This is a genomic window from Nonomuraea bangladeshensis, from assembly GCF_039529455.1.
GTDB classification, from domain to species: domain Bacteria; phylum Actinomycetota; class Actinomycetes; order Streptosporangiales; family Streptosporangiaceae; genus Nonomuraea; species Nonomuraea bangladeshensis.
The window spans coordinates 367547-392608 of sequence record NZ_BAAAMV010000005.1; the positions used below are offsets into that span (position 1 = coordinate 367547).

The window sequence follows — 25062 nt, forward strand, 5'->3', positions numbered from 1 at the left end:
GATCAGTACGGCCAGAATGACGAACATGGCCAGCAGGATGTAGCCGAGGGTTTTTGCGCCGTTCGGCCGCTTGTCGCTCTCCACGCGGACAGTGTCCCATCGAGCACCCGGGGTGCCGCGACCACCTGCCCCACCGCTCACCCATCCCGCCTCCCCTTCCCCTCGGCACCCCCTTCCCCCGCCCGCTCCCGCAAACGCCCGGGACAGTTCCCGCAACCGCCCGAGACAGCTCCCGCAACCGCCCCGGGACAGCGGAACGCCCGCTCCCCCGGCCAGGGGAAGCGGGCGTCCGCGGAAAGTCGGGCGGCCGGCCGTCGTCAGGACGCGACCGGCTCCTCCTCCCGGTGGTTGTCGTTGTCGCTGGCCGGCTCGGACGTCACCGAACGGCGCTTGGAGACCACGATGGCCGCCACCACCACGGCCACCGCCACCACCGTGATGCCGATCCGCAGCACCGGGTTGCCCGCGTACAGCACCACCGCGGGCGCCACCAGCAGCGCCACCAGGTTCATCACCTTGATCAGCGGGTTGATGGCAGGACCGGCGGTGTCCTTGAACGGGTCGCCGACGGTGTCGCCGATGACGGTCGCGGCGTGCGCCTCGGAGCCCTTGCCGCCGTGGTGCCCGTCCTCGACGAGCTTCTTGGCGTTGTCCCAGGCGCCGCCGGAGTTGGCCAGGAACACCGCCATGAGCGTGCCGCAGGCGATCGCGCCCGCGAGGAAGGCGCCCAGCGGGGCGTATCCGAGCGCGAAGCCCACGGCGATCGGCGTCATGACCGCGAGCAGGCCGGGCGTGGCCAGCTCGCGCAGCGAGTCGCGGGTGCAGATGTCCACGACGCGGCCGTACTCGGGCTTCTGGGTGCCGTCCATGATGCCCGGGTTGTTGCGGAACTGGTCGCGCACCTCGAAGACCACCCGCATCGCGGCCCGTCCGACGGCCATGATCGCCAGGCCGGAGAACAGGAACACCACCGCCGCGCCGATGATCAGGCCGACCAGGACGTTGGGGTTGTCGATGCTGAGGTTGAAGTTCTGGAAGATGCCGAGCGCGTCCTTGATCGCCGTGTCGGCCTGCGCGAGCTCGCCCTCCACTGCCGTGCGGAAGGCGCCGAACAGCGCGGTGGCCGCCAGGACGGCCGTGGCGATCGCGATGCCCTTGGTGATGGCCTTGGTGGTGTTGCCGACCGCGTCGAGGCTGGTCAGCACGCGGGCGCCCTCGCCCTCGACGTCGCCCGACATCTCGGCGATGCCCTGGGCGTTGTCGGAGACCGGGCCGAAGGTGTCCATGGAGACGATGACGCCCACCGTGGTCAGCAGACCGGTGCCGGCCAGGGCCACCGCGAACAGCGCGAGCGTCACGTTCCCGAAGCCCAGCAGGAACGCGCCGTAGACCGCGCCGCCGATGATCAGGGCCGAGTAGACGGCCGACTCCAGGCCGACGCTGATGCCGGACAGGATGACGGTGGCGGGGCCGGTGCGCGAGCTCTCGCCGATCTCCCGTACGGGGCGGCGCGTGGTCTCGGTGAAGTAGCCCGTCAGCAGCTGGATGGCGCTGGCCAGCACCAGGCCGATGAGGACCGCGCCGATCGCGATGAGCCGCGGGTCGGCGTCGGACTCCACACGCGAGCCGGTCAGGCCGGAGAAGCTGGCCGGCAGGTACCAGAACGCGGCCGCGGTCACCAGCACCGCCGAGATGGCGGCGGAGATGAAGAAGCTGCGGTTGATGGCCGCCATGCCGTTGCGGTCGCGGTCGCGCATGCCGGTGACGAAGATGCCGATGATCGCCGTGATCACGCCGATCATCGGCACGATCAGCGGGAAGACGAGCCCTTCCTCACCGAACGCCGCCCGGCCCAGGATGAGGCTGGCGACCAGCATGACCGCGTACGACTCGAACAGGTCGGCCGCCATGCCGGCGCAGTCGCCGACGTTGTCGCCCACGTTGTCGGCGATGGTGGCGGCGTTGCGCGGGTCGTCCTCGGGGATGCCCTGCTCGACCTTGCCCACCAGGTCGGCGCCGACGTCGGCGGCCTTGGTGAAGATGCCGCCGCCGACGCGCATGAACATCGCCAGCAGCGCCGCGCCGAAGCCGAACCCTTCGAGCACGCCAGGGGCGTCACCCTGGTAGAGGAGCACGACCACGGCCGCGCCCAGCAGGCCGAGGCCCACGGTGAACATGCCGGCCACGCCGCCAGTGCGGAACGCGATCCGCATGGCGCGCTTCTCGCCCGCCTCGTTGGCCGCGGCGGCGACGCGCACGTTCCCGCGCACGGCCAGCCACATGCCCATGAACCCGGTCAGCGCGGAGAAGACCGCCCCGACCACGAAGAAGATCGACCGCCCGATCCGGACGTCGGTCTCCCCTGGTAGCAGGAGCAACAGGAACGGGATCACGACGACGAAGATCGCCAACGTGCGGAACTGCCGCGCGAGATAGGCGGCGGCGCCTTCCTGTACGGCACGGGCGATGTTCTGCATGCGTTCGGTGCCTTGGCCCGCGCCCAGCACCTCGCGCACTAGACCACCTGCCACGGCCAGCGCGATCAACGCGACCGCGGCGACCACGACCACGATGGTGAGATTGTTTCCGCTCAGGGCCAGATTTGACGCTGGCTCCGCTGCCAGCATGTGCCTGCTCATCGTTCTCCTCGGCAAGACCGGTCGTCCTGCCCGGGCGGTGCTGCGCCCCCTCCTCGGCGGGTGTTGCGGCACCATCCGGGTTGTGGGTGCCGCTTCCGGTTGAATCCGCGTTCCGCCGGATCACCTTGGCCGGTGCCGGGAGTCTACGCAGGCAGTGAACGGATATGAAGGCTCCGAAGGTCACTAATTATCCGCGAGTCCAGTAAGAGCCGGTCAGCAGCCCGGTTTGCGGGCTGACAAGGGAAATTTCCTGGGGGTTAAGGTCATGACAAGGAAACGATATGGGCTGACCGAAACCAAGCTCCATCGAACGCTCGGGCGGGGGTGTTGCGGCCCGCGAACGCCTGGCGGCAGGGGCTGGGGCGGGGGGTTCGCGTGGTGGGCGCGTCAATGGGGGGTTGCACAAAGGCAAAAAGATCGTCTCATGGCTGAACGGTAAGCATGCCTTTACTGCAGTTTTGATGATCTTAGGTGGAGGCGCACATAACACCGCCCCGAATGCCGCATTGGTGCTCTGGACACTGCTGGCATGTGTCTCGAACAGGGCGCTTGCCCCAGGTGAGCGCATTCAAATGCGGGCCGGGTCGACGGTCGACGCCCTGCCGCACAAGTCAGGCGGCCCACGGAGCGACCACCCATCCCGCACCTTGCTCTCTCGTGCGCGCACCCGGCCTCGTGCCTGCACCCATGCCAGTCCCGCTGGCGCACCCGCTCTGGCGGCCACACGGTGCGAGTGCACAGCGGGGCCTCGTGGTCAAGACGCTGAGGGCCCGCAGGGAGCCCGCACGGCTACAGGGGGTATCTGGGATGGCGCAGAACCCTTACCGGGCGGCTAGGGGCACTACAGAGGCCGCCAGGCGCACATCTCCAGCCGGCAGGACCCACCTCGCGCCCGGCGAAGACAATGGTCAACGCCTTGTCATGGTGGTCGGGGTTGGGGCGCCGTGACGGCGGCCGGCCACGTGCGGGTCAGCGGGCGTCACCCTGGAGGCCCCCGGCGGGGGTCGGCGGGTGGGGCCGGGGTGGCTTGCCGTAAACAGAAAAAGTGGGGGATGCCAGGCGCCCGGGGAGGGCGCCTGAAGCACTCATCGGAGGACGGCGACCCTCACGGCGCGGGAATCCCGTTCGCCGCGGGCCAGCTCATCCGGATGTCGGTCCCCTTGGGGGTGGGAAAGACCTCGACGTCGTCGGCCAGCCCGGTGATGACCGCGAGGCCGAAGCCCGTCATGAACGAGTCGGACAGCGTGCCCAGGTCGAGCGGCTGCTCCAGATGGAGCTCGTCGCTGGGGGCATGGTCGCTGACCGTGACCTCGAACCGTCCGGAATCATCTCGGAGCTCGATGCGGATGGGCTCGCCCGGGCAGTGGGCGCGGTGCGCCTCCACGGCCCGGGAACATGCCTCACCCACAGCGAGCCTGACCTCGTCCAGCAGGGACTCCTCCACACCTGTGCGCCGGGCGATGGCCGTGGCCACCAGCCGTGCGGTGCGCACGTGCGCGGGGAGGGCGCTGAACGTCAGCTCGACGGTAGCCATGCTACTTGTCTTTGCCGTGAGCTTCCTTGGCCTCGTCGACCGAAGCGTAGATCCCGAAGACCTTGGTCAGGCCGGTGATCCGGAAGATCTTCAGGATGCGCTCCTGGGTGCAGACCAGTTCCAGGGAGCCGTCGTGCGCACGGACCCGCTTGAGCCCTCCGACCAGGACACCAAGACCCGTCGAGTCCAGGAAGTCGACCTTCTCCATGTTGACGAGAAGGTGGAAGTTGCCCTTGTTCACCAGGTCGATGAGGAGTTCACGCAATCTCGGCGCAGTGTAGACATCGATCTCACCCTCGACCTCGACGATGGTGAGTCGGTCCTCGTTGTGGTGATCCAACTTCAGATCCACAGATCCTCCAGCGCCTCGCCTGCGAAAGTACTCTTGCCGGCCTGGCAATCTGGAGCGTGGCCCCAGACTGTCCGACCCTGACGCGCGGCATTCAACCACGCGCCTGGCTTGTGTCTATACGAAATCACGATTCCCGGCGACTTTGCCCACTGATGCAAGACTGGAAACAGTGACTTCCTCCGCATCCTCCCCAGAACAGGCAGGTCCACTCCTCCGCCACCTGCTCGGTGTTCCCGCACGTCATGAGCGCGTCACCCATGTGGAGCATGTTCCAGCACGTCAGGCGGGTCAAGTCGGTTGGCCCGATTGGGCGCCGGACGTGCTGGTTACGCGCTTGGCGAACCGCGGAGTGACGGGGCTCTGGCCGCACCAGTACGAGGCCGCCGACCTGGCATTCCGTGGCCGAAACGTGATCGTCTCCACGGGCACGGCGTCCGGGAAGTCCCTCGCGTACCTCACTCCGGCGGTCGCGTCCTGCCTCGACGGCGGGACGGTGCTTTACCTCACGCCGACCAAGGCCCTGGCCGCCGACCAGCTGCGCGGGCTCCGCGAACTGCACATCACGCAGATGCGGGCGGCCACGTACGACGGCGACACGCCGTTCGAGGAACGCACCTGGATACGCCGGCACGCCAACTACGTCCTGACCAATCCCGACATGCTCCACCGGAGCATCCTGCCCAGGCACGCGAGCTGGACGTCGTTCTTCCGGCGGCTGCGCCTGGTCGTGGTGGACGAGTGCCATGGCTACCGGGGTGTGTTCGGCTCCCACGTCGCCCAGATCCTGCGCCGGCTCCGCCGGGTGTGCGCACGGTACGGCTCGGCGCCCACGTTCCTGCTCGCCTCGGCGACGGCGAGCGAGCCGGGAGCGTTCGCGATGAGGCTGACGGGGCTTGAGATGGACGAGGTGACCGTGGACGCCTCTCCCAAGGGTTCCACCACCATCGCGCTGTGGGAGCCGCCGCTGACCGAGCTACGGGGCGAGGGAGGGGCGCCGGTGCGGCGTACGGCCACGGCGGAGGCCGCCGACCTGCTCGCCGATCTCGTGCTGGCCGACGTCCGCACCTTGGCCTTCGTACGCTCCCGGCGCGGCGCCGAGACGGTCGCGCTGAGCGCCCGCGCGAAACTGGCCGACGTGGCCTTCTCCATGCCGTACACGGGCGCCCCGCTCCCCCCGGCCACCCCCCACCCTGAGACCGCAGACACGGCCACGCCCTCAACCCCTCGGGCCACCCACCCACCCTCTGACACGCCCCTCAACGACACCCTCGACCAAAACCCTCACACCGACCCCACCGCTGGTCCCAACCGCGGCCCGCTCAACGACCCCAGCCGCAGCCCCGGCGAGAGCCTCAGCAGCAGGCCCGACGACCCGGCCAATGGCCCGGCAGACGGAAGGCCCAGCAGTGCTCCCACCCGCGCTCCCGGCAGCGCCCCCTCTCACAGCACCCCCGGCCGTATCCCCTCCCACAGCGCGCCCGAGAACCCCCTTTCCTGGGCCTTGCCCGACATTTCCGACCTGTCCAACCTCCCTGACAAGATCGCCGCCTACCGCGCCGGCTACCTCGCCGAAGACCGCCGCGTCCTGGAGAAGGCCCTCCGCGACGGCACCATCATGGGTCTGGCCACCACGAACGCCCTCGAACTCGGCGTCGACGTCTCCGGCCTCGACGCCGTCCTCATCGCCGGCTGGCCCGGCACCAGGGCCAGCCTCTGGCAGCAGGCTGGCCGCGCGGGCCGCGACGGCCAGGACGCCCTGGCCGTCCTGATCGCCAGGGACGACCCTCTGGACACCTACCTCGTCCACCACCCGCAGGCCCTGTTCGGCCAGCCGGTGGAGGCGATCGTCCTGGACCCCGACAACCCGTACGTCCTGGGCCCCCACCTGTGCGCCGCAGCCGCCGAGATCCCGCTGACCGAGGCCGATCTGCCCATCTTCGGCCCGACCACCAGCGACGTCCTGGACGACCTGGTGAACCAGGGCATGCTCCGCGCCCGCCCGACCGGCTGGTTCTGGACCAGGCGCGAACGCCCCACCGACCTCGCCGACATCCGGGGCGGCGGCGGGTCCCTCATCCACGTCGTGGAGGCGAACACCGGCCGCCTCCTCGGCAGCGTGGACGAGCCCTCCGCCCACACCACCGTCCACACGGGCGCGGTCTACATCCACCAAGGCGAGACGTTCCTCGTGGAGGCGCTCGACCTGGAGGCCGACGTGGCCCTGGTCACGGCCGCCGATCCCGACTACTCGACGTTCGCCCGCGACATCACCGACATCTCCATCCTTTCCACCCAGCGCTCCCACCCCTTGGGGCAAGGCACGCTGCACTTCGGCGAGGTCGAGGTGACCAGGCAGGTGGTCTCGTACCTCAAGAGGCGCTTCCAGTCGGGCGAGATGCTCGGCGACGAGCCCCTTGACCTGCCACCTCGTACCCTCCGCACCCGCGCCGTCTGGTGGACTCTTCCTGCGTCGGCCGTGGCCCCTCTCGCGGAGGCGGGCATCGACCTCGGCGGCGCGGCCCACGCCGCCGAGCACGCCTCCATCGGCCTCCTCCCCCTGTTCGCCACCTGCGACCGCTGGGACATCGGCGGCGTCTCCACCGAACTGCACGCCGACACGGGCCTGCTGACGGTCTTCGTGTACGACGGCCACGAGGGCGGCGCCGGTTTCGCCGAACGCGGCTACGGCCGGGCGAACGACTGGCTGACGGCCACCCGCGAGGCGATCACCTCCTGCGAGTGCGAACGCGGCTGCCCGTCCTGCATCCAGTCACCCAAGTGCGGCAACGGCAACGAACCCCTGGACAAACGGGGCGCCGTCCTCCTCCTGAACACCCTGCTCACCACCGACTGACCCACCCCGCCGCACCCCGCCAAGCCCGTCCGCAGAGCGCTACCCGGCGGTTCGGACCGCCGTGCCCACCCCCCAGGCAGAATCCCTAACTGAGACCGCCCTCGTGCCGACGCCTCGGATAGGCGGACGTACCGGCACCACCAGAACCACCCGCCCCGCCACCGGCACCAGCGGGCCTGTTCACAGCACCACCGCCAGCACCACGATCATCAACATCACCGCCAGCACCACCGTTGCCAGCACCACCGCCGCCCCCGCCAGCCCTGCCCCTGGCAGCATCCGCGCCAACGCCAGAAGCACCTGTCACAGCACTGGCAGCACCACCGGCGTCGATGGTCCTGCCACCACCGGCGGCAAGGCTCCTCCCGCCCTCCGCGCCCTCATCATCCGGCGCCCAGAAATCCAGCGCCCCAGGCTGCGGCCGCTCCCAGAACCCGCTGTCCTCCATGGACCGGGGCGAAGGCGGCAGATAGTCATCCCACCGCTCCTCGATCGGCACAGCAGGCCGCTGCGCCGCCGCTGCGGCCGGCTCCGACACCTCGATCACCGCCGAACTGGGCAGCGCGATCCGTACCGGCTCCTGCCGCCCACCACGTCCCCCGTGATCAGCCGCGCCCCCTTCGCGGCCCTGACCACCTGCATGGCCAGGGCCGCCCTCGCTCAAGCCACCGCCATGCCTCTGACCACCACCGGGACTCTGCACACCTTTGTAGCCCTGACCGCCCCGCTCATCTGGACGCCCGACAGTCTGCGGAACCAGATGCGCCGAACCAGCCTCTGCCGGGAGCACCCCTCGAACAGGAGCAGCATCCGCAACAGAGGCGATGTTCGCCCCACCAGCCTCTAACCCAGGCATCGCAGACACCTGCCGCAAAACCTGACCGCCACCCGCGCCCGCCCCCTGCCAATCAGCAGGCAAAGGCGACGAATCACCATGACTGGAAGCCCCGCCGGAAGCCGAAGCCTGCCCATCAGCCGTCTGCGACCCCGGCGACATTCGCGTCTTCGCCACCGCAAGGATCACTGTGGGCCTACGCCGAGGCGTCACCCCAGCCGCCCCTTCTCCACGGGAGACGCCCGCCCCCGAAAGGCCAACTTCGGCCTCGGTGGGCGAAACACCGACACCTGCTGCCGCCCTCGCAGCAGAAGCAGAAGCAGCAGAAGTGCCCCTCGCCATCGACGCCGGGCCCGTTCTCAGAGCCTGCGAACTCCCGCCCCGTCCTCCCTCAGCAGCCAGCGCCCGCCGCCGAGCCCAAGCTCCGGCATGCGCGCCGAGCAACAGCAGAAGCAGCCCACCCGCGACATACAGCCCGTACTGCCCGACGTCCCCCAACACGGACTCACTCGACTGCGCCTTCACACCATTCACTTGCACTGACGCGGTGTCCGAAGCACTCTCGCCCTGGTCGCTCCGCCCCTCACCGTTCCCGCCTGATGGCGTCAGGGCGTCATTTTTCTCTTCTCCCTGCCGTACATCAGCAGTCGGAATAGGCAGATTGCCCTTCGTGTCCGTGTCAGGGATCGCGGGTATCTTGGCCGTCACCTTCGGGCGGTGAGTCGTCGCCTTGCGCGAGGGCTGAGTCTGCTTCTTGGCGGGCAGGGTCGGCAGCGGATCGACCCTCTCAGATGTCCTGGGCGCCTGCCGCGTCTTGCTGACTTCCTTCTTCGGCTGAGCGGCAGGCGGTGCCGGAACGCTGACGTAGGCGGTGCCTGACTCGCCCGACCCGACCGTCCCTCCGTTCCCGTCACTCCGGAACGCCCTGACCGTGAACCCGACCTTCTGCCCCGCCGCCTTGGCCGGCACCGCGAGCACCGCCTTGCACGACCCGCCGCTGCACGCGCTGTCCGCCGCCAGCCGCCCCACAACCCCCGACTGCGTGTTGGACACCTGGTACGTCTCCAGATCGGGCTCAGCGCCCTTGCTCCAGGTCACGATGACCTTCGTGGTGCCCTGGAGCTCGGCGCTCACATTGCTAGGTGTCTCGGCGGGCCGCCGCAGCTTGAAAGTGCTGCTGTCGTACCTGGTGCCGGTGATCTCCCCCTTGAGGGTCACGGTGAAGGTCCCGTTCGGGGCGCTGCCGGCGTCGAACGTCCCGGAGATGGTCTGGTTGGCGCCCCCGCCGGCCACCTTCACCGAGCCTGTGGACGGCCCGTCGACGTACAGCCCCATGCGGAGTTGCATGAGCCCTGTATGTGCGGAAACAGTGACGGACGACCCGGAGACGACCTGTCCGTCCGACGGCGAGGTGATTTGCCCAGAGGAGCCGCTTCCCGCCGTCACGGCCGCATGAGCGGATCCACCGAACATCATGGACCCCACCGCGACGATCCCCGCGGCCACCACTCTGCCAACTACCGTCACGACGCTTCCCTCCATCGAGAGACTCGCGCCACCCGGCCCACTCGCGAGGAGCGAGTCAAGCGACGACCGGAAGTGCAGTTCGCCCGGCGAAACGGTCACCGACCGCCCCCGGCCCCGCACCCTGGCGACACCGTTCCGGCTTTCCCAGACCCTTCATCAAGAACGGCATGGACCGCGGGTAAGCGGAACGTTACGTGAGCAAGCAGACTCTTGGACACCAAGTCCAAGAAGTCGTGACTTGATTGCGACCTAGCCCCACAAACCCCAAAAACCACCGTTCTTCACCACATCCGCTACCACCAGCAAACCCTCCTTACAGGCACACCGACCACCACCGACTACGCCACCATCCAGCAGCCCGCAAAATGCCATATAAGCGTGTCCTATATCTCCGCACCTCACCCCACAGCCCTCGTCCACCGAAACCGACACTGCGCCGATCTCCTGGACGAGACGCCACGCCGGGCACCGGCCCGTCGGCTTCCCGCGGCAGGTGGAGGTCGGCCGCGCAGCGTACGTCGCCGCTGCGGAACGTGATGTGCTCGATCGTCATCGTGTCACTTCCGTGGAGAGTGGAGGGGTCCAGTCCCAGAGCCGGGAGCTCTTGCGGCGGGCCACGCCGGAGGAGGCCAGACGGGTCATCGTGGTCATGAGCCGGTAGGTGGCGCCGTTGGTGGAAAGGCTGAGCCTGGGGTCGGTCCTCGCCATGCGCTGCACCTGCTGGGTGCGCGGGCGGCGGGCCTGGTCGTAGCGGTCGAGAGCCTGCGGGACGGAGGTCGCCCGGGCCGTCTCGGCCGCGAGCACGACCGCGTCCTCCAGTGCCTGGCAGGCGCCTTGCGCCAGGAAAGGAGTCATCGCGTGGGCGGCATCGCCCAGCAGCGCGATGCGGCCCTTCACGTAGGAGGGCAGGGGGTCCAGGTCGTAGATGTCGTGACACAGCACCGCTTCGGGCGGCGTGGCCGCCAGCAGCGCCGGGATCGGGTCGTGCCAGCCGCGGGTCCTGGCCGACACCTCCCGCAGATCGTCATCGAAACGCAGCCCCGGCTCCTCCTGGCGCACGGTGAGGAACCAGAACACCCGCTCACCTACCAGGGGATGCGCGCCGAACCGGGCACCGCGCCCCCAGGTCTGAAACCCGCTCACCGGCCAGACCGCGCCCGGCTCTGTCACCCCGCGCCAGCACAGAATGCGCTGGAAGACAGGCTCGGGCGCGTCGGGCCAGACGCTGCGGCGTACCGTGCTGTGAATGCCGTCGGCCCCGACCAGCAGATCGGCCCGCAGCTCGACGCCGTCCCGGCAGGTGACCGTGACGCCGCCGCCGTCCTGGCGGACGCCGGTCACCTCGGCGCCGGTACGGATCCGCTCGGCCGGCACGTGCCGGGCCAGCACGCGCTGCAGATCGGCGCGGTGATTGGCGAGCAGCGCCTGGTCAGCGTCCGGCTGGAACCTCACCAGGTAGGTCCCGTCCGGCAGCCGCATCGTGGCGCCCGCCTCGGTGGGCACCGAACAAGCCCGGAACTCCTCGCCGACGCCCAGGGCGTCGGCCGCGCGCAACGCGTTCGGCGCAAACGACCAGCCGGCGCCCACCTCGCCCAGTTCCCGCGCCCGCTCCAGCACGGTCACGTCCCATCCGCCGCGCAGCAGGCCGACGGCCGCGGCCAGCCCTCCGATCCCGGCCCCGGCCACGATCGCGGTGCGACCCCGCTCAGCGTTCATCAACCTCTCCCTCGTGCTGCGGCCCGGGCATGCTCGCGAAGGCCTTGTCCATCCAGTCGAAGACGTTGTGCGCCGCGCGCAGCCGTCCGGTGCGCGCAGGATCGGAGCCGGCCAGCTCCATGCCCGCCGCGGTGATCTCGCGGAACGCGGCCAGACCCGCCACCCTGCGCCGGATGACCCGTTCCCAGGCGTCATCGTCCACCTGGTAGTAGTGGGTCTTCTGTCCGGGGCGGGTGCGGCGGCGCACGAACCCGGCGTCGATGAGCAGGCGCATGCTGGTGGCCAGTGATGCCCTGCTCGCCCCGATCGCCTCGGCGATCTGACCCGCCGACTGCTCCGGGGGATCACAGATCATCAACCAGGCCAGCACACGGCCGGCTATGGGCGGGACGGCATATTCGTCGATGCAGAAGGCTGCCGCCTGCTCGACCCACTCAAGGATCCGCTCCCGGTCTTCTGCCATCCGTTCACCTCCACAATCTTCTATTAAGTTCAGTATGTACTGAATATTCTGTGGAGACAAGAGATCGTGAGGGGGTGTTCTGTCTCGTCGGGCTTGAGGAGTTCCTTGCTGCCGGTCCGGTCGGCTCAACCGCCCCTCCGAGCCGACGGGCTCACCGACCGTCTGGTCTGAGCGGCAAGAGCAGGCAAGAAGAGCGTTCACCGGACCGGCGTCAGAGTCGCTCCACCGCAGAAGCAGTGGCCGCCGCCCCACCACGTGTCACTGATCGCGTTCGGCGATGCTGAGCAGGTGACCGCTGACCCCGAGCAGCGACGGCACCAATCCCATCGAGCGCTGCGCGTCGAGCAGGAGGGCTCGGCGCTCCGGGTCTTCCAGCCAGTCGCCGATGTCGCCGCACAGCCAGAAGCCGCCTTCCAGGCCGTACCGCTCGACATCGGAAAGCCCGCGTCGGCGAATGCTCCGGCACCTCGTCGGGGTCGTGGAGGTAGGCCGGGAATCCTCGCCCAGGAGAAAGCGTGATCCCGTTCGTCGCCGCTGCGCGTGCGGCCTCCCGTTGCCGTTCCTGGAGGTGGTGCCCCAGGTAGATGGCGTCGTGCACGGCCGCGTGACGGTTGATCGTCGCAGCCGCGATCACGCCGCCGGGTCTCAGGGCGCGCCGGGCCTCTGTCAGGGTCCGCACTCGATCGGCCCGGTTCGGCAGGTGGTAGAGGTGGCCCAGGAGGAGGACCGCGTCCTGGCTCGCGTCCGCGACGGGCAGTGGGCGTGCGTCGCCGAGCCGCGCGCTCACCCCGGCCAGTCGCGCGGCACGCTGGACGTGGCGCGGAACGGGATCCAGCAGTTCGACCGCGTAGCCGTCGGCGCTCAGCCACTCGGCGTGCACGCCGGTGCCGCCGCCCGCGTCCAGCACGCGCGCCGGCATGCTGGTGATGCTGTCCGGTTATGGGGCCGGGCCTGCTCGGGCTCTGCCTCTGACAGTTGCGGTGCCTACGACCGGTAGCGAGATCGACAGAGCGGTCCAGACATCGGCCACCTCGCCGCTGATCTCGCATCGGGTCATCTCGACGCCGTTGCCGGCTGCCAGCGCGCCGGCTCGAGCGCACGCTTCCTGCGGATCGAGCAGCGCGAGCCGGGCGGCCGCCAAAGCGCTGAGGTCGGCCGCGTCGTTCACGCGGTGGCGGGCCACGCGCGCGGTGCCCGCCGTGGCGAAAGCCGTGGCCATAGCCATCAGAAGCCCCATCAGGGCCACACCCCACAAGGTGGCGGATCCGCGTTCGCCGGCATCGGCATCGTCCCTTCGCGTGACGGCCCGCAGCCCCCGACGCGCATCGAACCGCGCGCGTCTTCGCTGGTAGGACTGCGGCGGACGTCGTCCGTCATGCATGCGTTCTCGAACCACTCCTTGCACCTGGCTTCCCTTCATCCGCCGCTTGTGCGGAATGTCTTTCGACGGAGGTGATGACGTCCTCCTCGGCTTGACTGGCTTGAGCCGCAGCGTGGACCACGGGGCCGTGGCGGCGCGCGTCACGATCCGGCGCGGCCATGAGGTGGGCACATGCCAGCTGGCCCCGTGGTCGCGACGATGCGGCAATGCTTGCGACAGATGTGATGGATCTCGACTACGGCTCTGTGTCGGCGAAGGCGGAGGCGGATACGCGTACTGGCGGGAATGCCGAACCCCATGCTGGTCTCACTTGAACGGCGATCTGAACTTTCGTCGTCTCCGGGTCGCGGATGATGTCTACTTGCGCGTCCGCGCTCGTGGCCGTGATGGCGACCGCGCGGACCTCCTCCAATGGCTCGCCTCTCGCTGCGGCCCGGGCCGCGGCGCGAGCCGCGTCCACGCATTCGAGCTGGACGGCGACGGACTGGATGGCCCATAGACCGGCTGCCAGGACGATCATCAATGCCGGAAGCACGGCGGCAGTCTCAGCGGTCACAGAGCCTCGCGCTGCCAAAGCGCCTCGGGGCAGCCGCCTCGGGCGAAAGCTCACTCGCCCGTTTTGAGTGCTCGGCTGATGATGCCGGTGAGCAGATCCGCGACTTCTGTGCCACTGACGATCTTCATGAGGAGCGCCGCGAACGCGCAGGCCGCGATGGTTCCTACGGCATATTCGGCGGTGGACATGCCGCGCTCGCGGTTTGTGGTCGCGTAGTGCAGCCACTTGTTGGAGCGAGGGTGAAGGCTCGGGCGCCTCGGGGTTCTCGCGTGGGTCCTGTGGCCGTCAGTGTCGGAGCTGTCGACTGAAGGCTTCTGGGGGTCGTCCGTCTTGGGTGCCGTGTGTTCGGGCGCCGGGGCTTCCCATACAGGGGATGTCGGGGCTGTGGTGGTGTTGTCGTGGGCGGCGAGTGCGCGGCTTGTCCGTGAGGTGGGGCGGCTGGTCGGAGGCTGAGGGATGCTCTCGTGGTTTCGCTTCAGAGCGGTGGTGGGCGGCGGTGGAGGAGCGGCAGCTTCTGATGTGGACGTGGTGGCGTCCGGTGTGGGGGCGGGGCTGTGCATCTTGCCTCCAGGTGCTTGGTGGAGCCGGTTGTGCCCGGCGGGTTACAGGTTCGTCGAGATCGAGCCGGCGGAAGTGGCCGAGCGGCGTTCTGTGGATAACTGTGCGCCGAGTGTGTCTGGGGTGATCGGGAGGCGGTGCGCGTAGGGGCAGCTGGGCGAGGATCGGACGACGGGGTGTGGCGTGCTGAGGCCTGAGCTGGCGCAGTTGTCCTTTGCGGAGCTGACGGTGCCCAGCGGCGGGGGGCATGGGCGACATGTGGCGCGGACTGGTGCTGGTGCTAAGCGATGTGCCGAGTTGCCGCTCAGCGCTGCGCGGCTGCGGGAGACGGCGCAACTGCGGGAGACCGCGCAACTGCGGGAGACCGCGCAGCTGATGGCGTGGCTACGAAAGGCGGCGTGATCATGGGAAGGCTGTGCTGAGACCTGAGCTGACACGGCTGTCCCATGTGGCGCTGCCGGTCCCCAGCCATGGTGGCCTTGTGTGCGGCGTGGTCCCCAGTGGTGCTGGCGTGAGCGGTGACCCTTCTCTGCTGGTGTGAGGCGTGGTCGCGCTGGTGTTGTGTGAGGCGTGGTCCGACCCGGTGCTAGCGGAAGGCGCAGCGCCGGATTGTCGGTCATCGTTGCGGGGCTATGGGAGGTGGCGTGGCTACGGGAGGATGAGGGCGGAGGCGAGGTCGGCCACTACCGGGACTATGCCCAGGAGGACGAACGCCGGGAGGAAGCACAGGCCCAGAGGGGCCACTGCCTTGACCCCGACGCGCCTCGCTGCCGCCGCTGCGGCGGCCCTGGACGCGTCGCGGGCGTCGTCCGCCAGGCGGGTCAGGGCATCGGCTACGGGGGTGCCGCTTTGGGTGGCTCTGATCATGGTTCGGGAGAGCTGTCCTAATGCTGGGTCCTTCGCCAGGAGGGCCCAGGTGGGTTCTGCGTCCGCGCCGAGGCGCAGTTGAGTGCTCACCCAGCCGAGGCGCCGGCCGAGAGGGCCGCCTATCGCGTCGGCGGCGATCTCGGTGGCGGCGCTGACCGGGCAGCCTGCCAGGAGGCCGGCGGTCATCAGGTCGGCGGCGAAAGGGAGGTCGGTCAGGATCTGCTGCTGGTCCTGTTGTGACCGTGTGGGTTGTCTCTTGTGCAGGTAGATGCCGGTAGCGGGAGTTATGAGAAGTCCTACCATCACGCCGACGGCGCCTCCGATCAGGGCTGTTATCGCCAGGCCTGCCGGGATTGCGATGAAGATGGTCTTTCGGGTGACACCCGGACTAGAGCCCTTGCCGAGTTGGTCCAGCCATGTCGGGGGCGGTTCGGTGTCGGCAGGGTGTGTGGTGGTGGTTGCGGGGTCGAGCGCTGCGGCGTGCGGCTGGGATTTGGGGGTCGGACGTCGGCGGCGGTAAAGGCCGGAGGGCAGGTTCGGGCTTTGCTGGTCGCCTGGGCTCGTGGGTGGCTTCAGGCGGGGCACGCGGGTCAGGCGGGTCAGGCGGTCCTTGGGCGTGTGCGAGGGGAGCCAGAACCAAATGGCCATGGCGGCGAATAGTGCGGACAGCAAAGGGAGCAATGGGGGTCCCGTTGGTTGAGGTGGTAGGCACGACTGGTCGGTGCAGGTGATGGCGTGGAGGTCCGAGTTGCGCTGGGCGCGGGATCGCTGGTGGTGGTGCCGATCGGAGCCCCGCACCCCGCGCGGTCAGCACAGCAGCACCCGCACCCCCCAGTCAGCACAGCAGGCCCGGCGCCCCGCCAGTCAGCACAGCAGCGCCGTTGTCAGAGTTCGGCCTTGGTGGACATGTGGTGGGTCCACCACAGGCCGCAGGCGTTCAGGGTGATGCCGGTTGTCAGGCAGGCGATGCCGGGGAGGCTGCCGAGCAGGAAACGCAGGGGATTCATGTTCAGCGTGGCGGCCATGAGGAGGCCCAGTACGGGGAGGACGGCGAGCATTTTGGCCGTGGTTCGTGGGCCTGCGAGCTGAGCGGTCACGTCCTGGCTGTGGAGTTGGGCTGTGCGTAACGTGGCGGCGACGCGGTCCGTCAAGGCGGCGAGGCCGGCTCCTGTGGTGATGCTCACCTGCCAGCAGGCCGCCAGTTGGCGTAGGCCCTCGCCGCCCTGCGGCGGGGCCGCGTTCGTGAGGGCCGTCGGGACGTCGCCGCCGTCTCTCGCCGCGGCGAGGACCGGGCGCAGGAGGTCGGGGTCGGGGACGGTGATTGCGGACATCGCCCTGGTCAGGGCTTCGCCCGGGGTGCGGCCTGTGGATAGTTCGGCGGAGAGGGCCTGGCAGAGCTCGATGGAGGCCAGTCGCCAGGCTTCGGTACGGCGTTTCGGGCTCTGTGGAGCGCGGAGGAGCGTCCGGAAAGGGCGGGATTGGTGTGATTTGGCGGGCGCTGTGAGCTTGGCCAGGCGCGTTGTGGCGGTGGCGGGAGTTGTCCACAGCCATACGGCGAAGCCTGTGGACAACGCGGCCAGCCAGACTGCGGTCGGCACGGTTTCTTCCCTTCGCGGGTCAGGGGCGGCGGGTGCGTCTATGCGCTCGCCGGCCCATGGGGAGGGAGACAGGGGTGAGGGCGTACGGCATTCGAGAAGGCTTCGTAGCCGGGGCCGAGGTGGGTGTTGCCGGACGGGTCGAAGGTCACGGCGGGCAGGGACTCGACGAAGCCTGTGGATGTCCGGGTGAGCAGGCAGATCTCGGCGATGCGTCTTCGGCCGTTGTGGCGGTCGCGGGTCAGATGGATGACGGCGTCCAGGGCGGCGGCCAGTTGACTGTGGACGGCCTCGCGGCTCAGTCCGGCCGCGCAGCCCAGAGCTTCCAGCCGGGGTGGCACGTCGGCGGCGGTGTTCGCGTGAAGCGTGCCGCAGCCGCCCTCGTGGCCCGTGTTGAGGGCGGCGAGCAAGTCCACGACCTCGGACCCCCTGACCTCGCCCACCACGAGGCGGTCGGGGCGCATGCGCAGGGCCTGGCGTACCAGGTCGCGGAGGTTCACGCCGCCGGCGCCCTCCAGGTTGGGTGGACGGGTTTCGAGGCGGACCACGTGAGGGTGGAAGGGGCGGAGTTCGGCCGAGTCCTCCACGAGGAGGAGGCGTTCGCCCGGGTCGGCCAGGGAGAGGAGCCCCGAGAGCAGGGTCGTCTTGCCTGTGCCGGTGCCGCCGGTCACCAGGAAGGCCAGTCTGGCGGAGACCATCGCCGTGAGCATCGCGACGGCCGGCTGTGTGATCGTGCCCGCCTTGACGAGGTCGTGCAGGGTGAACGTACGGCGTGGCGGCAGGCGTAGGGACAGGCAGGTGCCTTCGGGGGTGATGGGCGGAAGCACGGCGTGGAGGCGTACGCCGCCCGCGAGTCGCGCGTCCACGTAAGGCGAGGCGTCGTCCAGTCGTCGTCCCGCGGCGGCGGCGAGGCGCTGGGCGAGGCGGCGTACGGCGGCGTCGTCGGTGAAGCGGATGGGGGTGCGGCTGAGGCCGGTGCCGTCGTCCAGCCATACCTCGTCCGGGCCGTTGACCAGGACGTCTGTGACGTCAGGGCGGGCGAGGAGCGGCTCCAGGGGGCCGGCTCCGATCAGGTCCGCGCAGAGGGCGCGGGCGACGGCGAGGATCTCGGCGTCGCCGTAGACCGCCTTCTCCGCTCGCAGGGCTACGGCGACCTGGGCGGCGCTGGGTTCGGCGCCGGTGCGGGCGAGGCGTACGCGGACGGCCTCGACGAGTTCGGAGGACACCGATGGCGGGGGCGCCGTGGGCGGAGGCGTGGCCGGCCAGGTGGTGGCCATCCTGGGTGAGGTTCTGCCGGGTGGGGGCTGGGTGGTGGTGAGCGGTGTTTTGGTGGGTTGTGCCGACTCGTCGAGGTGGGCGTGGGGCGGTGTCATGTGAGCTGCCTGTCCGCTCGGGGGGAAGCGTTCTCAGGAGTGAGGAGGTCTTGGAGGAGGGAGGCGCAGAGGGTGCCCAGGGCGGTGCGGGGGCCCAGTTTGGGGAGCTCGCCGCGGTTGAGGGTGGCGGTGAGCCGGGGCAGGTCGGGGAGGGTGCCCGCGTAGGGGATGCCGAGGGAGGCGGCGGCGGTGTCGGCGTCCACGATGCCCGGGCGGAGGATCGTGCGGAGGTCGGTCGTGTGCTTGCCGGCTTCGCCCAGCACCTGGCGCGCGGAGAGGACGCCGCGTACGTCCGCCGCGGCCACCAGCAGGGTGGTCTTCGCCCTGGTGAGGGCTTCGGCGGTGGCCGGGTCGAAGTGGCGTGGGAGGTCCACGACCACCAGGTCGAAGCCTCGCTGACCGGCGTCGAGGACCGATCGCATGGCCTGGGCGGGGATCGGGGCCGCCTCGCCCCTGTGGAAGGAGAGGATCGCGAGGTCGCCGAACGCGGGCAGGGCCTTCTGCAGGGCGCTGCTGCTGATGCGCCCCTCTCTGGCGACGAGATCGCCCCAGCGGGCTCCCGGCGCTTCCTCGTGGCCCAGCAGCGCGTCGATGCCGCCGCCCAGCGGGTCCGCGTCCACGAGGAGGGTGTGGAGTCGGGCGCCGCCGGAGGCGTGAAGGGCGAGGCAGGCCGACAGGACGCTTGCGCCCGCCCCGCCTCGGCCGCCCAGTACGCAGATCACCGGGCCTGAGCGGGGCTCCGGCTCCATGGCGTCGGCGAAGCGGTCGACGAGGTGGCGTTCGTCGCCGGGGAGGGTGACGACGGCCTGGGCGCCTGCTGCGACGCACCTTCGCCAGGTGTCGGGGTCGTCGGTGGTGCGGGTGACGAGGAGGACCTGGTCGCGGGGTGGGGGTGCGGTCGCGGCCACGGCGTCCGCCTGGTCCGCGCCGATCGCCACGAGTGGGGCGAGGTTCCAGTGCGGGCGGGCGTGGGCGGGGAGCTGGGCCACGTCGAGCTGGGCGCCGGCTGCCGCCGCTATGCGGACCAGGTCGTCGAGGAGGGCGGGGTCGTCGGTGATGACCAAGGGACGGTGCAATCGGGGCCTCCCGTTCGTGGGTGGTGGGAGGTCCAGGGTGGGGCGGAGGGCAGGTGCCGCGAGGGGCCGAACGGGGTTCTGTGGATGAGGGGGTTTCCACGTACGCGGGCCTGTGGATGAGGGGGTTCCACGTACGCGGGCCTGTGGATGAGCTCCACCAGTGCCTGCTGCGGGTCAGCTCACGAGGGCGCGCGAGTGCCAGTGGGCGAGCGTACGGAGACCGGTCCCATGACCGGGAGGCGGGGAAAAGGGGCGACCCCCGCCGGGGGGGAGAGCGGGGGTCGCCTGATCGGTCCGGCTCCGGGGGGGTAGAGCCGGTCCCGTTTCAGAAGAAAGCTTTCATCACTTCACCACAGCCTGGCAAGGGACCCGCAAAGCCATCCCGCGCAAGTGCGCTCCAGTTCCTGGGCGATACCAACGTATGCTGCCCGATCCGATCGAGTTTCGTCGAGCAGTAATCTCGCATTTTCGCCAAGTTTTTTCGTGAATTGATAACGATCACATAAAGAAGATCACGGAGAGTGATCGGCGAGGCCGGCTCGCCCGGCGGCGGGAAGGCTCCGGCGCGGGCGGGACAGGGCGGCGGCGCGGGTGCGAACGCGCACAGGTAAAGGTCTTGCCCCGAGGGGTTCCCAGCAGGGCGAATCCGACGTAGAAAGGTCTTACGGACCAATGGTCCGGGTGCATCGAGTCGGGCACCCACGTGCGACCAGCCGCGGGAGGCGCGTCGTGACGGGCTTGACCCGCTCCGACGGATACAGGTGCACGCTTGGTAACCCGGCGTGATGCACTGGCAGACGGCGTCTCGGTATTGAGACGCCGTCAGCTATGTCGGTAGGACGTCTTACCAGGTCCTTCGCAGGCAGAGCGCGTTACGGTCGGCCGCCGGACGAGCACCGGTCAGCCTCTTTGCATGGCCTCGCAGATGGCGGTGGTCTCGCGGACGCCGAGGCTTACCGCGGAGGCACAATGCTGTACCCACTGGGCGACGCCGTCGGGAGTGCCGCTCAGGTACGACCGCAGCGCCTCCGCGTACGGCAGCTCGTGATGCCCCACCTCCACCGCCACCAGCGACTTCGGGTCCAGCCCGTACTCGACCAGGGTCAGCCGCTCGGCCGAGCGCGCCACCACGCCGTCCGCCACGCCGAACGGCCGCAACACCGCCAGCTCGGCGTGCACCACGGCCGCCAGCACGATCGCAGGAGCCTTCGTGGGGCGTCCGAGGAGGTCCATGAGGCCGTCCACGCGTACGGCCGTCTCCTTGGCGTCCGGGGCCGGGCCGAGGCCGAACGGGTCGGGGGCGTCGTCCCCCGACCTGGGACGACCCAGGGCGTCCTCCGGGGCGAGGCCGGCGGCGGCGACCGTGTGCAGGCGGGCGAGGACCTGCCGGGGCGCGCGGCGCCAGGTCGGGCCCAGCCTGCCCATTTCCGCCGACGCGCGCAGGGCGCCCTGCACCAGCGGGTCGTGGATCTCGTCGCGGCGCAGGGCGTCCAAGGGGACGTCCGCACCCTCGATGGCGGCCGAGGCGCGGGCGCCGCGCAGCGACGACTCCGTGGAGACGGCCGGGCTGGCGCGGCGGAGCACACGGTGGCGGTAGAGCCGGTCGACGGACTGACGGGCCTCGTCCACGGCCTCCTGCACGCCGGGGAAGGTCGCGATGACGGCCAAAGGGTCACTCACGAGGACTGACCCTACCGGGCCGGTACGGTCCACCTGCGACAAGGCAGGAGGAGGCAGAGGGAACCGGCGGACAGGGGTGGGACCCCGAAGCGGGAGTCACGCAGAGGCAGCCGGCGGACGGGGGCGGGACCCCGAGACGGAGAGTCATGCAGAGGCAGCCGACAGACAGGGGCGGGACCCCGAGGCGGGGTCACACAGAGGGAGCCTGCAGACGAGGGCGGAGCCCCGTGGCGCGGGGTCACGCAGGGCGTCCGGGAGGGCCGTCAACCCCCCTTTACCGTACGCCCCCAAACCGCCACCCCGGGGGGCCCATAAAACCGCCACTCCCCGCTCGCATATTCTCTGGATTTCAGGATGACAACATTTCAATTGCGAAGATAACCCCACTCGATAACCAAGCCCCCGCTCCCCGCCACCGAGGTACAGACCTGTCTAGACCTCTTGTGTGCGAGGGCCGTGAGCTGGTGAAGTGGGACACGACCTATCCAACCTGGCCATAGAAGGAGCACGAGGTGGCCCCGGAGACCCCTGGCAACGAGACCCAGGCGCTGTCCAATCTGCTGCAGGAGAACCGCCGGTTCGCACCTCCGGCCGACCTCGCGGCGTCCGCGAACGTGACCGCCGCCGCGTACGACGAGGCCGCCGCCGACCGACTCGCCTTCTGGGAGCATGCGGCCGAGCGGCTGACGTGGGCCAAGCGGTGGGACAGGACCCTGGAGTGGAACCCTCCCTTCGCCAAGTGGTTCATCGGCGGGGAGCTCAACGTGGCCTACAACTGCGTGGACCGCCACGTCGAGGAGGGCCGGGGCGACAAGGTCGCCTACTACTGGGAGGGCGAGCCGGAGGACGACACCCGCGTCCTCACCTACAACGACCTGAAGTCCGAGGTCAGCAAGGCCGCCAACGCGCTGGCCGAGCTGGGCGTGGGCAAGGGCGACCGGGTCGCGATCTACATGCCGATGATCCCCGAGCTGCCGATCGCGATGCTGGCCTGCGCCCGCATCGGCGCGGTCCACTCGGTGGTGTTCGGCGGCTTCTCCGCCACGGCGCTGAAGAGCCGCATCGACGACGCCGACGCCAAGCTGGTGATCACGGCCGACGGCGGCTACCGCCGGGGCAAGCCGAGCGCGCTCAAGCCGACCGTGGACGAGGCCGTCGCCGAGTGCCCGCAGGTCGAGAACGTCCTCGTGGTCCGGCGCACCGGCCAGGACGTCGCGTTCGGTGAGAAGGACCTGTGGTGGCACGACGTGGTCGACCGCCAGAGCGACCAGCACACCCCGCAGCCGAACGACGCCGAGGACCCGCTGTACATCCTCTACACCAGCGGCACCACCGGTAAGCCCAAGGGCATCCTGCACACGACCGGCGGCTACCTGACGCAGACGGCCTGGACGCACCACGCGGTCTTCGACCTCAAGCCCGAGACCGACATCTACTGGTGCACGGCGGACATCGGCTGGGTCACCGGCCACTCCTACATCGTCTACGGCCCGCTGGCCAACGGCGCGACCAGCGTCATCTACGAGGGCACCCCCGACACGCCGCACCGCGGCCGGTTCTGGGAGATCGTGCAGAAGTACAAGGTCACGATCCTCTACACGGCGCCGACGGCGATCCGTACGTTCATGAAGTGGGGAGACGACATCCCCGCCAAGTACGACATGTCCAGCCTGCGGGTCCTGGGCTCGGTCGGCGAGCCGATCAACCCGGAGGCGTACGTCTGGTACCGCGAGCACATCGGCGGCGACCGCTGCCCGGTCGTCGACACGTGGTGGCAGACCGAGACCGGCGCCATCATGATCAGCCCGCTGCCCGGCATCACCGCCGCCAAGCCGGGCGCCGCGATGCGCCCGCTGCCGGGCGTCGCCGCCGACGTGGTGGACGACCAGGGCAACAGCGTCCCCAACGGCGGGGGCGGCTTCCTCGTCGTACGCGAGCCGTGGCCCTCCATGCTGCGTACGATCTGGGGCGACGACCAGCGCTACATCGACACCTACTGGAGCCGTTTCGAGGGGATGTACTTCCCCGGCGACGGCGCCAAGAAGGACGAGGACGGCGACCTCTGGCTGCTCGGCCGGGTCGACGACGTCATGCTGGTCTCCGGGCACAACATCTCCACCACGGAGGTGGAGAGCGCGCTGGTCAGCCACCCGAAGGTGGCCGAGGCGGCGGTCGTGGGCGCGACGGACCCGGTGACGGGCCAGGCCATCGTGTCGTTCGTGATCCTGCGCGGCAGCGTCGAGGAGAGCGACGACATCGCCTCCGAGCTGCGCAACCACGTGGCCAAGACGCTCGGCCCGATCGCCAAGCCGCGGCAGATCCTGGTGGTGCCCGAGCTGCCCAAGACCCGTTCCGGCAAGATCATGCGCCGCCTCCTGCGCGACGTGGCCGAGAACCGCAGCATCGGCGACGTCACCACGCTCGCCGACAGCACGGTGATGAACCTCATCGCGGAGAAGCTCCCGTCCGCCAAGTCCGACGACTGACCCTTCGCACATAAGGGGCGCATGTCACACACCGTGGACGTGCGCCCCTTCTGCGTCGGCGCTATGTTCTCCGATCGGGTAGTTCTGGGAGTGATAGCGCGGCTCGTCCTTGGGAAGTAAGCGGCCGTCGCGCTGCGCTGGATGATGATTGACACGGCCCCCGGGCCTCGATAGGAGACGTTCATGCCGCAGACTCCCGAGGAAGAATCCCTGGGCTCCCTGGTCGCCCAGGCGAGCAGTCAGATCTCGACCCTGGTCCGCTCGGAGATCGAGCTGGCCAAGGCCGAGTTCAGGTTCGACGCCAAGCGGGTGGGCATGGCGGGCGGGCTGTTCGCCGCCGCGGCCTTCATGGCGCACCTGTGCCTGATCCTCGCCTCGGTCACGATCGCGTTCGTGCTGGACCAGTGGCTGCCCACCTGGGCGGCCTTCCTCATCGTGACCGTGTTCTACCTGCTGGTCGCGGGTCTGCTGGTGTTCGTCGGGATCCGGCGGCTGAAGGGCCTCGCCGGGATGAAGCGCACCGCCGCCTCGCTCAGGGGGCTCAAGGAGATCGCCACCCCCGAGGACGAGGCGCTTCCCGCCACCGCCCCCGACGCCCGGCCGGCGGCCCGGGATCGCGAGCCGGTGGCCCGAGATGCGACCTGACGAGTCGGTCGTCCAGATCGAGGGCCCCTGGACGCACCGCGCGGTGCACGCGGGCGGCACCCGCTTCCACGTCGTGGAGGCCGGTGACGGCCCGCTGGTCCTGCTGCTGCACGGGTTCCCGCAGTTCTGGTGGACCTGGCGGCACCAGCTCGTCTCCCTGCCGAAGGCGGGCTACCGGGCGGTCGCGGCCGACCTTCGCGGCTACGGCGGCAGCGACAAGCCGCCGCGCGGCTACGACCTGCCCACGCTGGCCGCCGACGCGGCCGGGCTGATCCGCGCGCTGGGCGAGACCGGGGCGATCGTGGTCGGGCACGACTGGGGCGGGCTGCTGGCCTGGACGATGGCCGTGCTCGACCCCAAGTGCGTGCACCGGCTGGTCGCCGTGTCCGCCCCCCACCCGCTGCGGCTGCGCAACGCGCTGCTCACCAACCCGATGGGGCAGCTCAAGGCCAGCAGGCAGGCGCTCGGCTTCCAGGTGCCGCTGCTGCCGGAGCACCGGCTCACCCGCAAGGGCGGCGCGCTGGTCGGCCGGTTCCTGCGCGACTGGTCGGGGCCGGGCTGGCCGGAGGACGAGGAGGCTCAGGTCTACCGCGAGGCGTTCCGCATCCCGACGGTGGCGCACTGCGCGCTGGAGTACCACCGCTGGTTCGGCCGCTCCCAGCTCCGGCCCGACGGGCGGCGCTTCGCCCGCGCCATGCGCACGGAGATCGAGGCGCCCACGCTGCACCTGCACGGGGCGCTCGACCCGCGCGTGCTGCCCCGCACGGCCCAGGGTTCGAGCCGGTACGTCGCCGCCCCCTACCGATGGCGGCTGTTCGAGGGCGCCGGCCACTTCCCGCACGAGGAGATCCCCGACGCGTTCGACACCGAGCTGCTCGGCTGGCTGACCGACCCAGAGCCCGACCGGTGAGCGAGCCCGACGAGA

19 protein-coding genes are annotated in these 25062 nt (G+C 69.9%); 5 read left to right on the forward strand and 14 right to left on the reverse strand.

What is annotated here, in order from left to right; all coding sequences use genetic code 11:
• Positions 1-317: 317 nt before the first annotated feature.
• The 3 genes from ABD292_RS17640 to ABD292_RS17650 form a co-directional block, all read right to left on the reverse strand.
• Entirely contained in the window at positions 318-2639 is a 2322-nt protein-coding gene (locus tag ABD292_RS17640; RefSeq protein WP_344208383.1) for a sodium-translocating pyrophosphatase, read from the reverse strand.
• Positions 2640-3744: 1105 nt separating this feature from the next.
• The gene (locus tag ABD292_RS17645) at positions 3745-4173 is read right to left on the reverse strand and encodes an ATP-binding protein (RefSeq protein WP_344208385.1); all 429 of its coding nucleotides are present in this window, start codon (positions 4171-4173) and stop codon (positions 3745-3747) included.
• 1 nt (position 4174) lies between these two features.
• Positions 4175-4525, reverse strand: coding sequence for an STAS domain-containing protein (locus ABD292_RS17650; protein ID WP_020542579.1), 351 nt, complete (start codon positions 4523-4525; stop codon positions 4175-4177).
• Between the two features lie 409 nt (positions 4526-4934).
• On the opposite strand from ABD292_RS17650, the gene ABD292_RS17655 reads away from it, so the two are divergent.
• The gene (locus tag ABD292_RS17655) at positions 4935-7379 is read left to right on the forward strand and encodes a DEAD/DEAH box helicase (protein WP_344209093.1); all 2445 of its coding nucleotides are present in this window, start codon (positions 4935-4937) and stop codon (positions 7377-7379) included.
• Between the two features lie 1934 nt (positions 7380-9313).
• Entirely contained in the window at positions 9314-9670 is a 357-nt protein-coding gene (locus ABD292_RS17660; RefSeq protein ID WP_344208388.1) for a hypothetical protein, read from the forward strand.
• A 620-nt stretch (positions 9671-10290) separates the two neighbouring features.
• Here ABD292_RS17660 and ABD292_RS17665 read toward each other — a convergent pair.
• The 11 genes from ABD292_RS17665 to ABD292_RS17710 form a co-directional block, all read right to left on the reverse strand.
• On the reverse strand, positions 10291-11457 hold the full coding sequence (locus ABD292_RS17665; RefSeq protein ID WP_344208390.1) for an FAD-dependent monooxygenase: 1167 nt from the start codon (positions 11455-11457) through the stop codon (positions 10291-10293).
• Complete coding sequence (locus ABD292_RS17670; RefSeq protein WP_344208392.1) at positions 11447-11920, reverse strand: GbsR/MarR family transcriptional regulator; 474 nt, start codon at positions 11918-11920, stop codon at positions 11447-11449. The genes ABD292_RS17665 and ABD292_RS17670 overlap by 11 nt, the downstream gene beginning before the upstream one ends.
• 211 nt (positions 11921-12131) lie before the next feature.
• Positions 12132-12839 carry a class I SAM-dependent methyltransferase gene (locus ABD292_RS48990; RefSeq protein ID WP_425565115.1) on the reverse strand — a complete coding sequence of 236 codons (708 nt, stop codon included), beginning with the start codon at positions 12837-12839 and terminating at the stop codon, positions 12132-12134.
• 18 nt (positions 12840-12857) lie between these two features.
• Complete coding sequence (locus ABD292_RS17675; RefSeq protein WP_344208394.1) at positions 12858-13301, reverse strand: Rv3654c family TadE-like protein; 444 nt, start codon at positions 13299-13301, stop codon at positions 12858-12860.
• 235 nt (positions 13302-13536) lie between these two features.
• Positions 13537-13911 (reverse strand): TadE family type IV pilus minor pilin, encoded by a 375-nt coding sequence (locus ABD292_RS17680; RefSeq protein ID WP_344208396.1) that lies wholly within the window; start codon positions 13909-13911, stop codon positions 13537-13539.
• Positions 13908-14417, reverse strand: a complete 510-nt coding sequence (locus ABD292_RS17685) for a DUF4244 domain-containing protein (protein ID WP_344208398.1) — start codon at positions 14415-14417, stop codon at positions 13908-13910. Before ABD292_RS17685 ends, ABD292_RS17680 begins: the two co-directional genes overlap by 4 nt.
• A 646-nt stretch (positions 14418-15063) precedes the next feature.
• Entirely contained in the window at positions 15064-15930 is an 867-nt protein-coding gene (locus ABD292_RS17690) for a type II secretion system F family protein (protein WP_344208400.1), read from the reverse strand.
• Between the two features lie 236 nt (positions 15931-16166).
• Entirely contained in the window at positions 16167-16880 is a 714-nt protein-coding gene (locus tag ABD292_RS17695; RefSeq protein WP_344208402.1) for a type II secretion system F family protein, read from the reverse strand.
• A gap of 38 nt (positions 16881-16918) precedes the next feature.
• Positions 16919-18154 carry a TadA family conjugal transfer-associated ATPase gene (locus tag ABD292_RS17700; protein ID WP_344208404.1) on the reverse strand — a complete coding sequence of 412 codons (1236 nt, stop codon included), beginning with the start codon at positions 18152-18154 and terminating at the stop codon, positions 16919-16921.
• 92 nt (positions 18155-18246) lie between these two features.
• The gene (ssd, locus tag ABD292_RS17705) at positions 18247-19326 is read right to left on the reverse strand and encodes a septum site-determining protein Ssd (RefSeq protein ID WP_344208406.1); all 1080 of its coding nucleotides are present in this window, start codon (positions 19324-19326) and stop codon (positions 18247-18249) included.
• Between the two features lie 900 nt (positions 19327-20226).
• Complete coding sequence (locus ABD292_RS17710; protein ID WP_344208408.1) at positions 20227-21006, reverse strand: Fic family protein; 780 nt, start codon at positions 21004-21006, stop codon at positions 20227-20229.
• Positions 21007-21518: 512 nt separating this feature from the next.
• On the opposite strand from ABD292_RS17710, the gene acs reads away from it, so the two are divergent.
• From acs to ABD292_RS17725, 3 genes are all read left to right on the forward strand, one after another.
• Positions 21519-23492, forward strand: coding sequence for an acetate--CoA ligase (acs, locus tag ABD292_RS17715; RefSeq protein WP_344208410.1), 1974 nt, complete (start codon positions 21519-21521; stop codon positions 23490-23492).
• A 183-nt stretch (positions 23493-23675) separates the two neighbouring features.
• A complete protein-coding gene (locus ABD292_RS17720; RefSeq protein ID WP_344208412.1) occupies positions 23676-24137 on the forward strand; it encodes a phage holin family protein in 462 nt (153 codons plus the stop codon).
• Positions 24127-25047 carry an alpha/beta fold hydrolase gene (locus tag ABD292_RS17725; RefSeq protein ID WP_344208414.1) on the forward strand — a complete coding sequence of 307 codons (921 nt, stop codon included), beginning with the start codon at positions 24127-24129 and terminating at the stop codon, positions 25045-25047. The genes ABD292_RS17720 and ABD292_RS17725 overlap by 11 nt, the downstream gene beginning before the upstream one ends.
• The last annotated feature ends 15 nt before the right edge of the window (positions 25048-25062 follow it).

Excerpts from the sequence above, each read along its gene's own strand:
- ABD292_RS17640 (WP_344208383.1), bottom strand. The coding sequence starts at position 2,639 with ATGAGCAGGCACATGCTGGCAGCGGAGCCAGCGTCAAATCTGGCCCTG.
- ABD292_RS17645 (WP_344208385.1), bottom strand. The coding sequence starts at position 4,173 with ATGGCTACCGTCGAGCTGACGTTCAGCGCCCTCCCCGCGCACGTGCGC.
- ABD292_RS17660 (WP_344208388.1), top strand. The coding sequence starts at position 9,314 with ATGACCTTCGTGGTGCCCTGGAGCTCGGCGCTCACATTGCTAGGTGTC.
- ABD292_RS17665 (WP_344208390.1), bottom strand. The coding sequence starts at position 11,457 with ATGAACGCTGAGCGGGGTCGCACCGCGATCGTGGCCGGGGCCGGGATC.
- ABD292_RS17670 (WP_344208392.1), bottom strand. The coding sequence starts at position 11,920 with ATGGCAGAAGACCGGGAGCGGATCCTTGAGTGGGTCGAGCAGGCGGCA.
- ABD292_RS48990 (WP_425565115.1), bottom strand. The coding sequence starts at position 12,839 with ATGCCGGCGCGCGTGCTGGACGCGGGCGGCGGCACCGGCGTGCACGCC.
- ABD292_RS17675 (WP_344208394.1), bottom strand. The coding sequence starts at position 13,301 with ATGCATGACGGACGACGTCCGCCGCAGTCCTACCAGCGAAGACGCGCG.
- ABD292_RS17685 (WP_344208398.1), bottom strand. The coding sequence starts at position 14,417 with ATGCACAGCCCCGCCCCCACACCGGACGCCACCACGTCCACATCAGAA.
- ABD292_RS17690 (WP_344208400.1), bottom strand. The coding sequence starts at position 15,930 with ATGGCCATTTGGTTCTGGCTCCCCTCGCACACGCCCAAGGACCGCCTG.
- ABD292_RS17700 (WP_344208404.1), bottom strand. The coding sequence starts at position 18,154 with ATGGCCACCACCTGGCCGGCCACGCCTCCGCCCACGGCGCCCCCGCCA.
- ABD292_RS17720 (WP_344208412.1), top strand. The coding sequence starts at position 23,676 with ATGCCGCAGACTCCCGAGGAAGAATCCCTGGGCTCCCTGGTCGCCCAG.
- ABD292_RS17725 (WP_344208414.1), top strand. The coding sequence starts at position 24,127 with ATGCGACCTGACGAGTCGGTCGTCCAGATCGAGGGCCCCTGGACGCAC.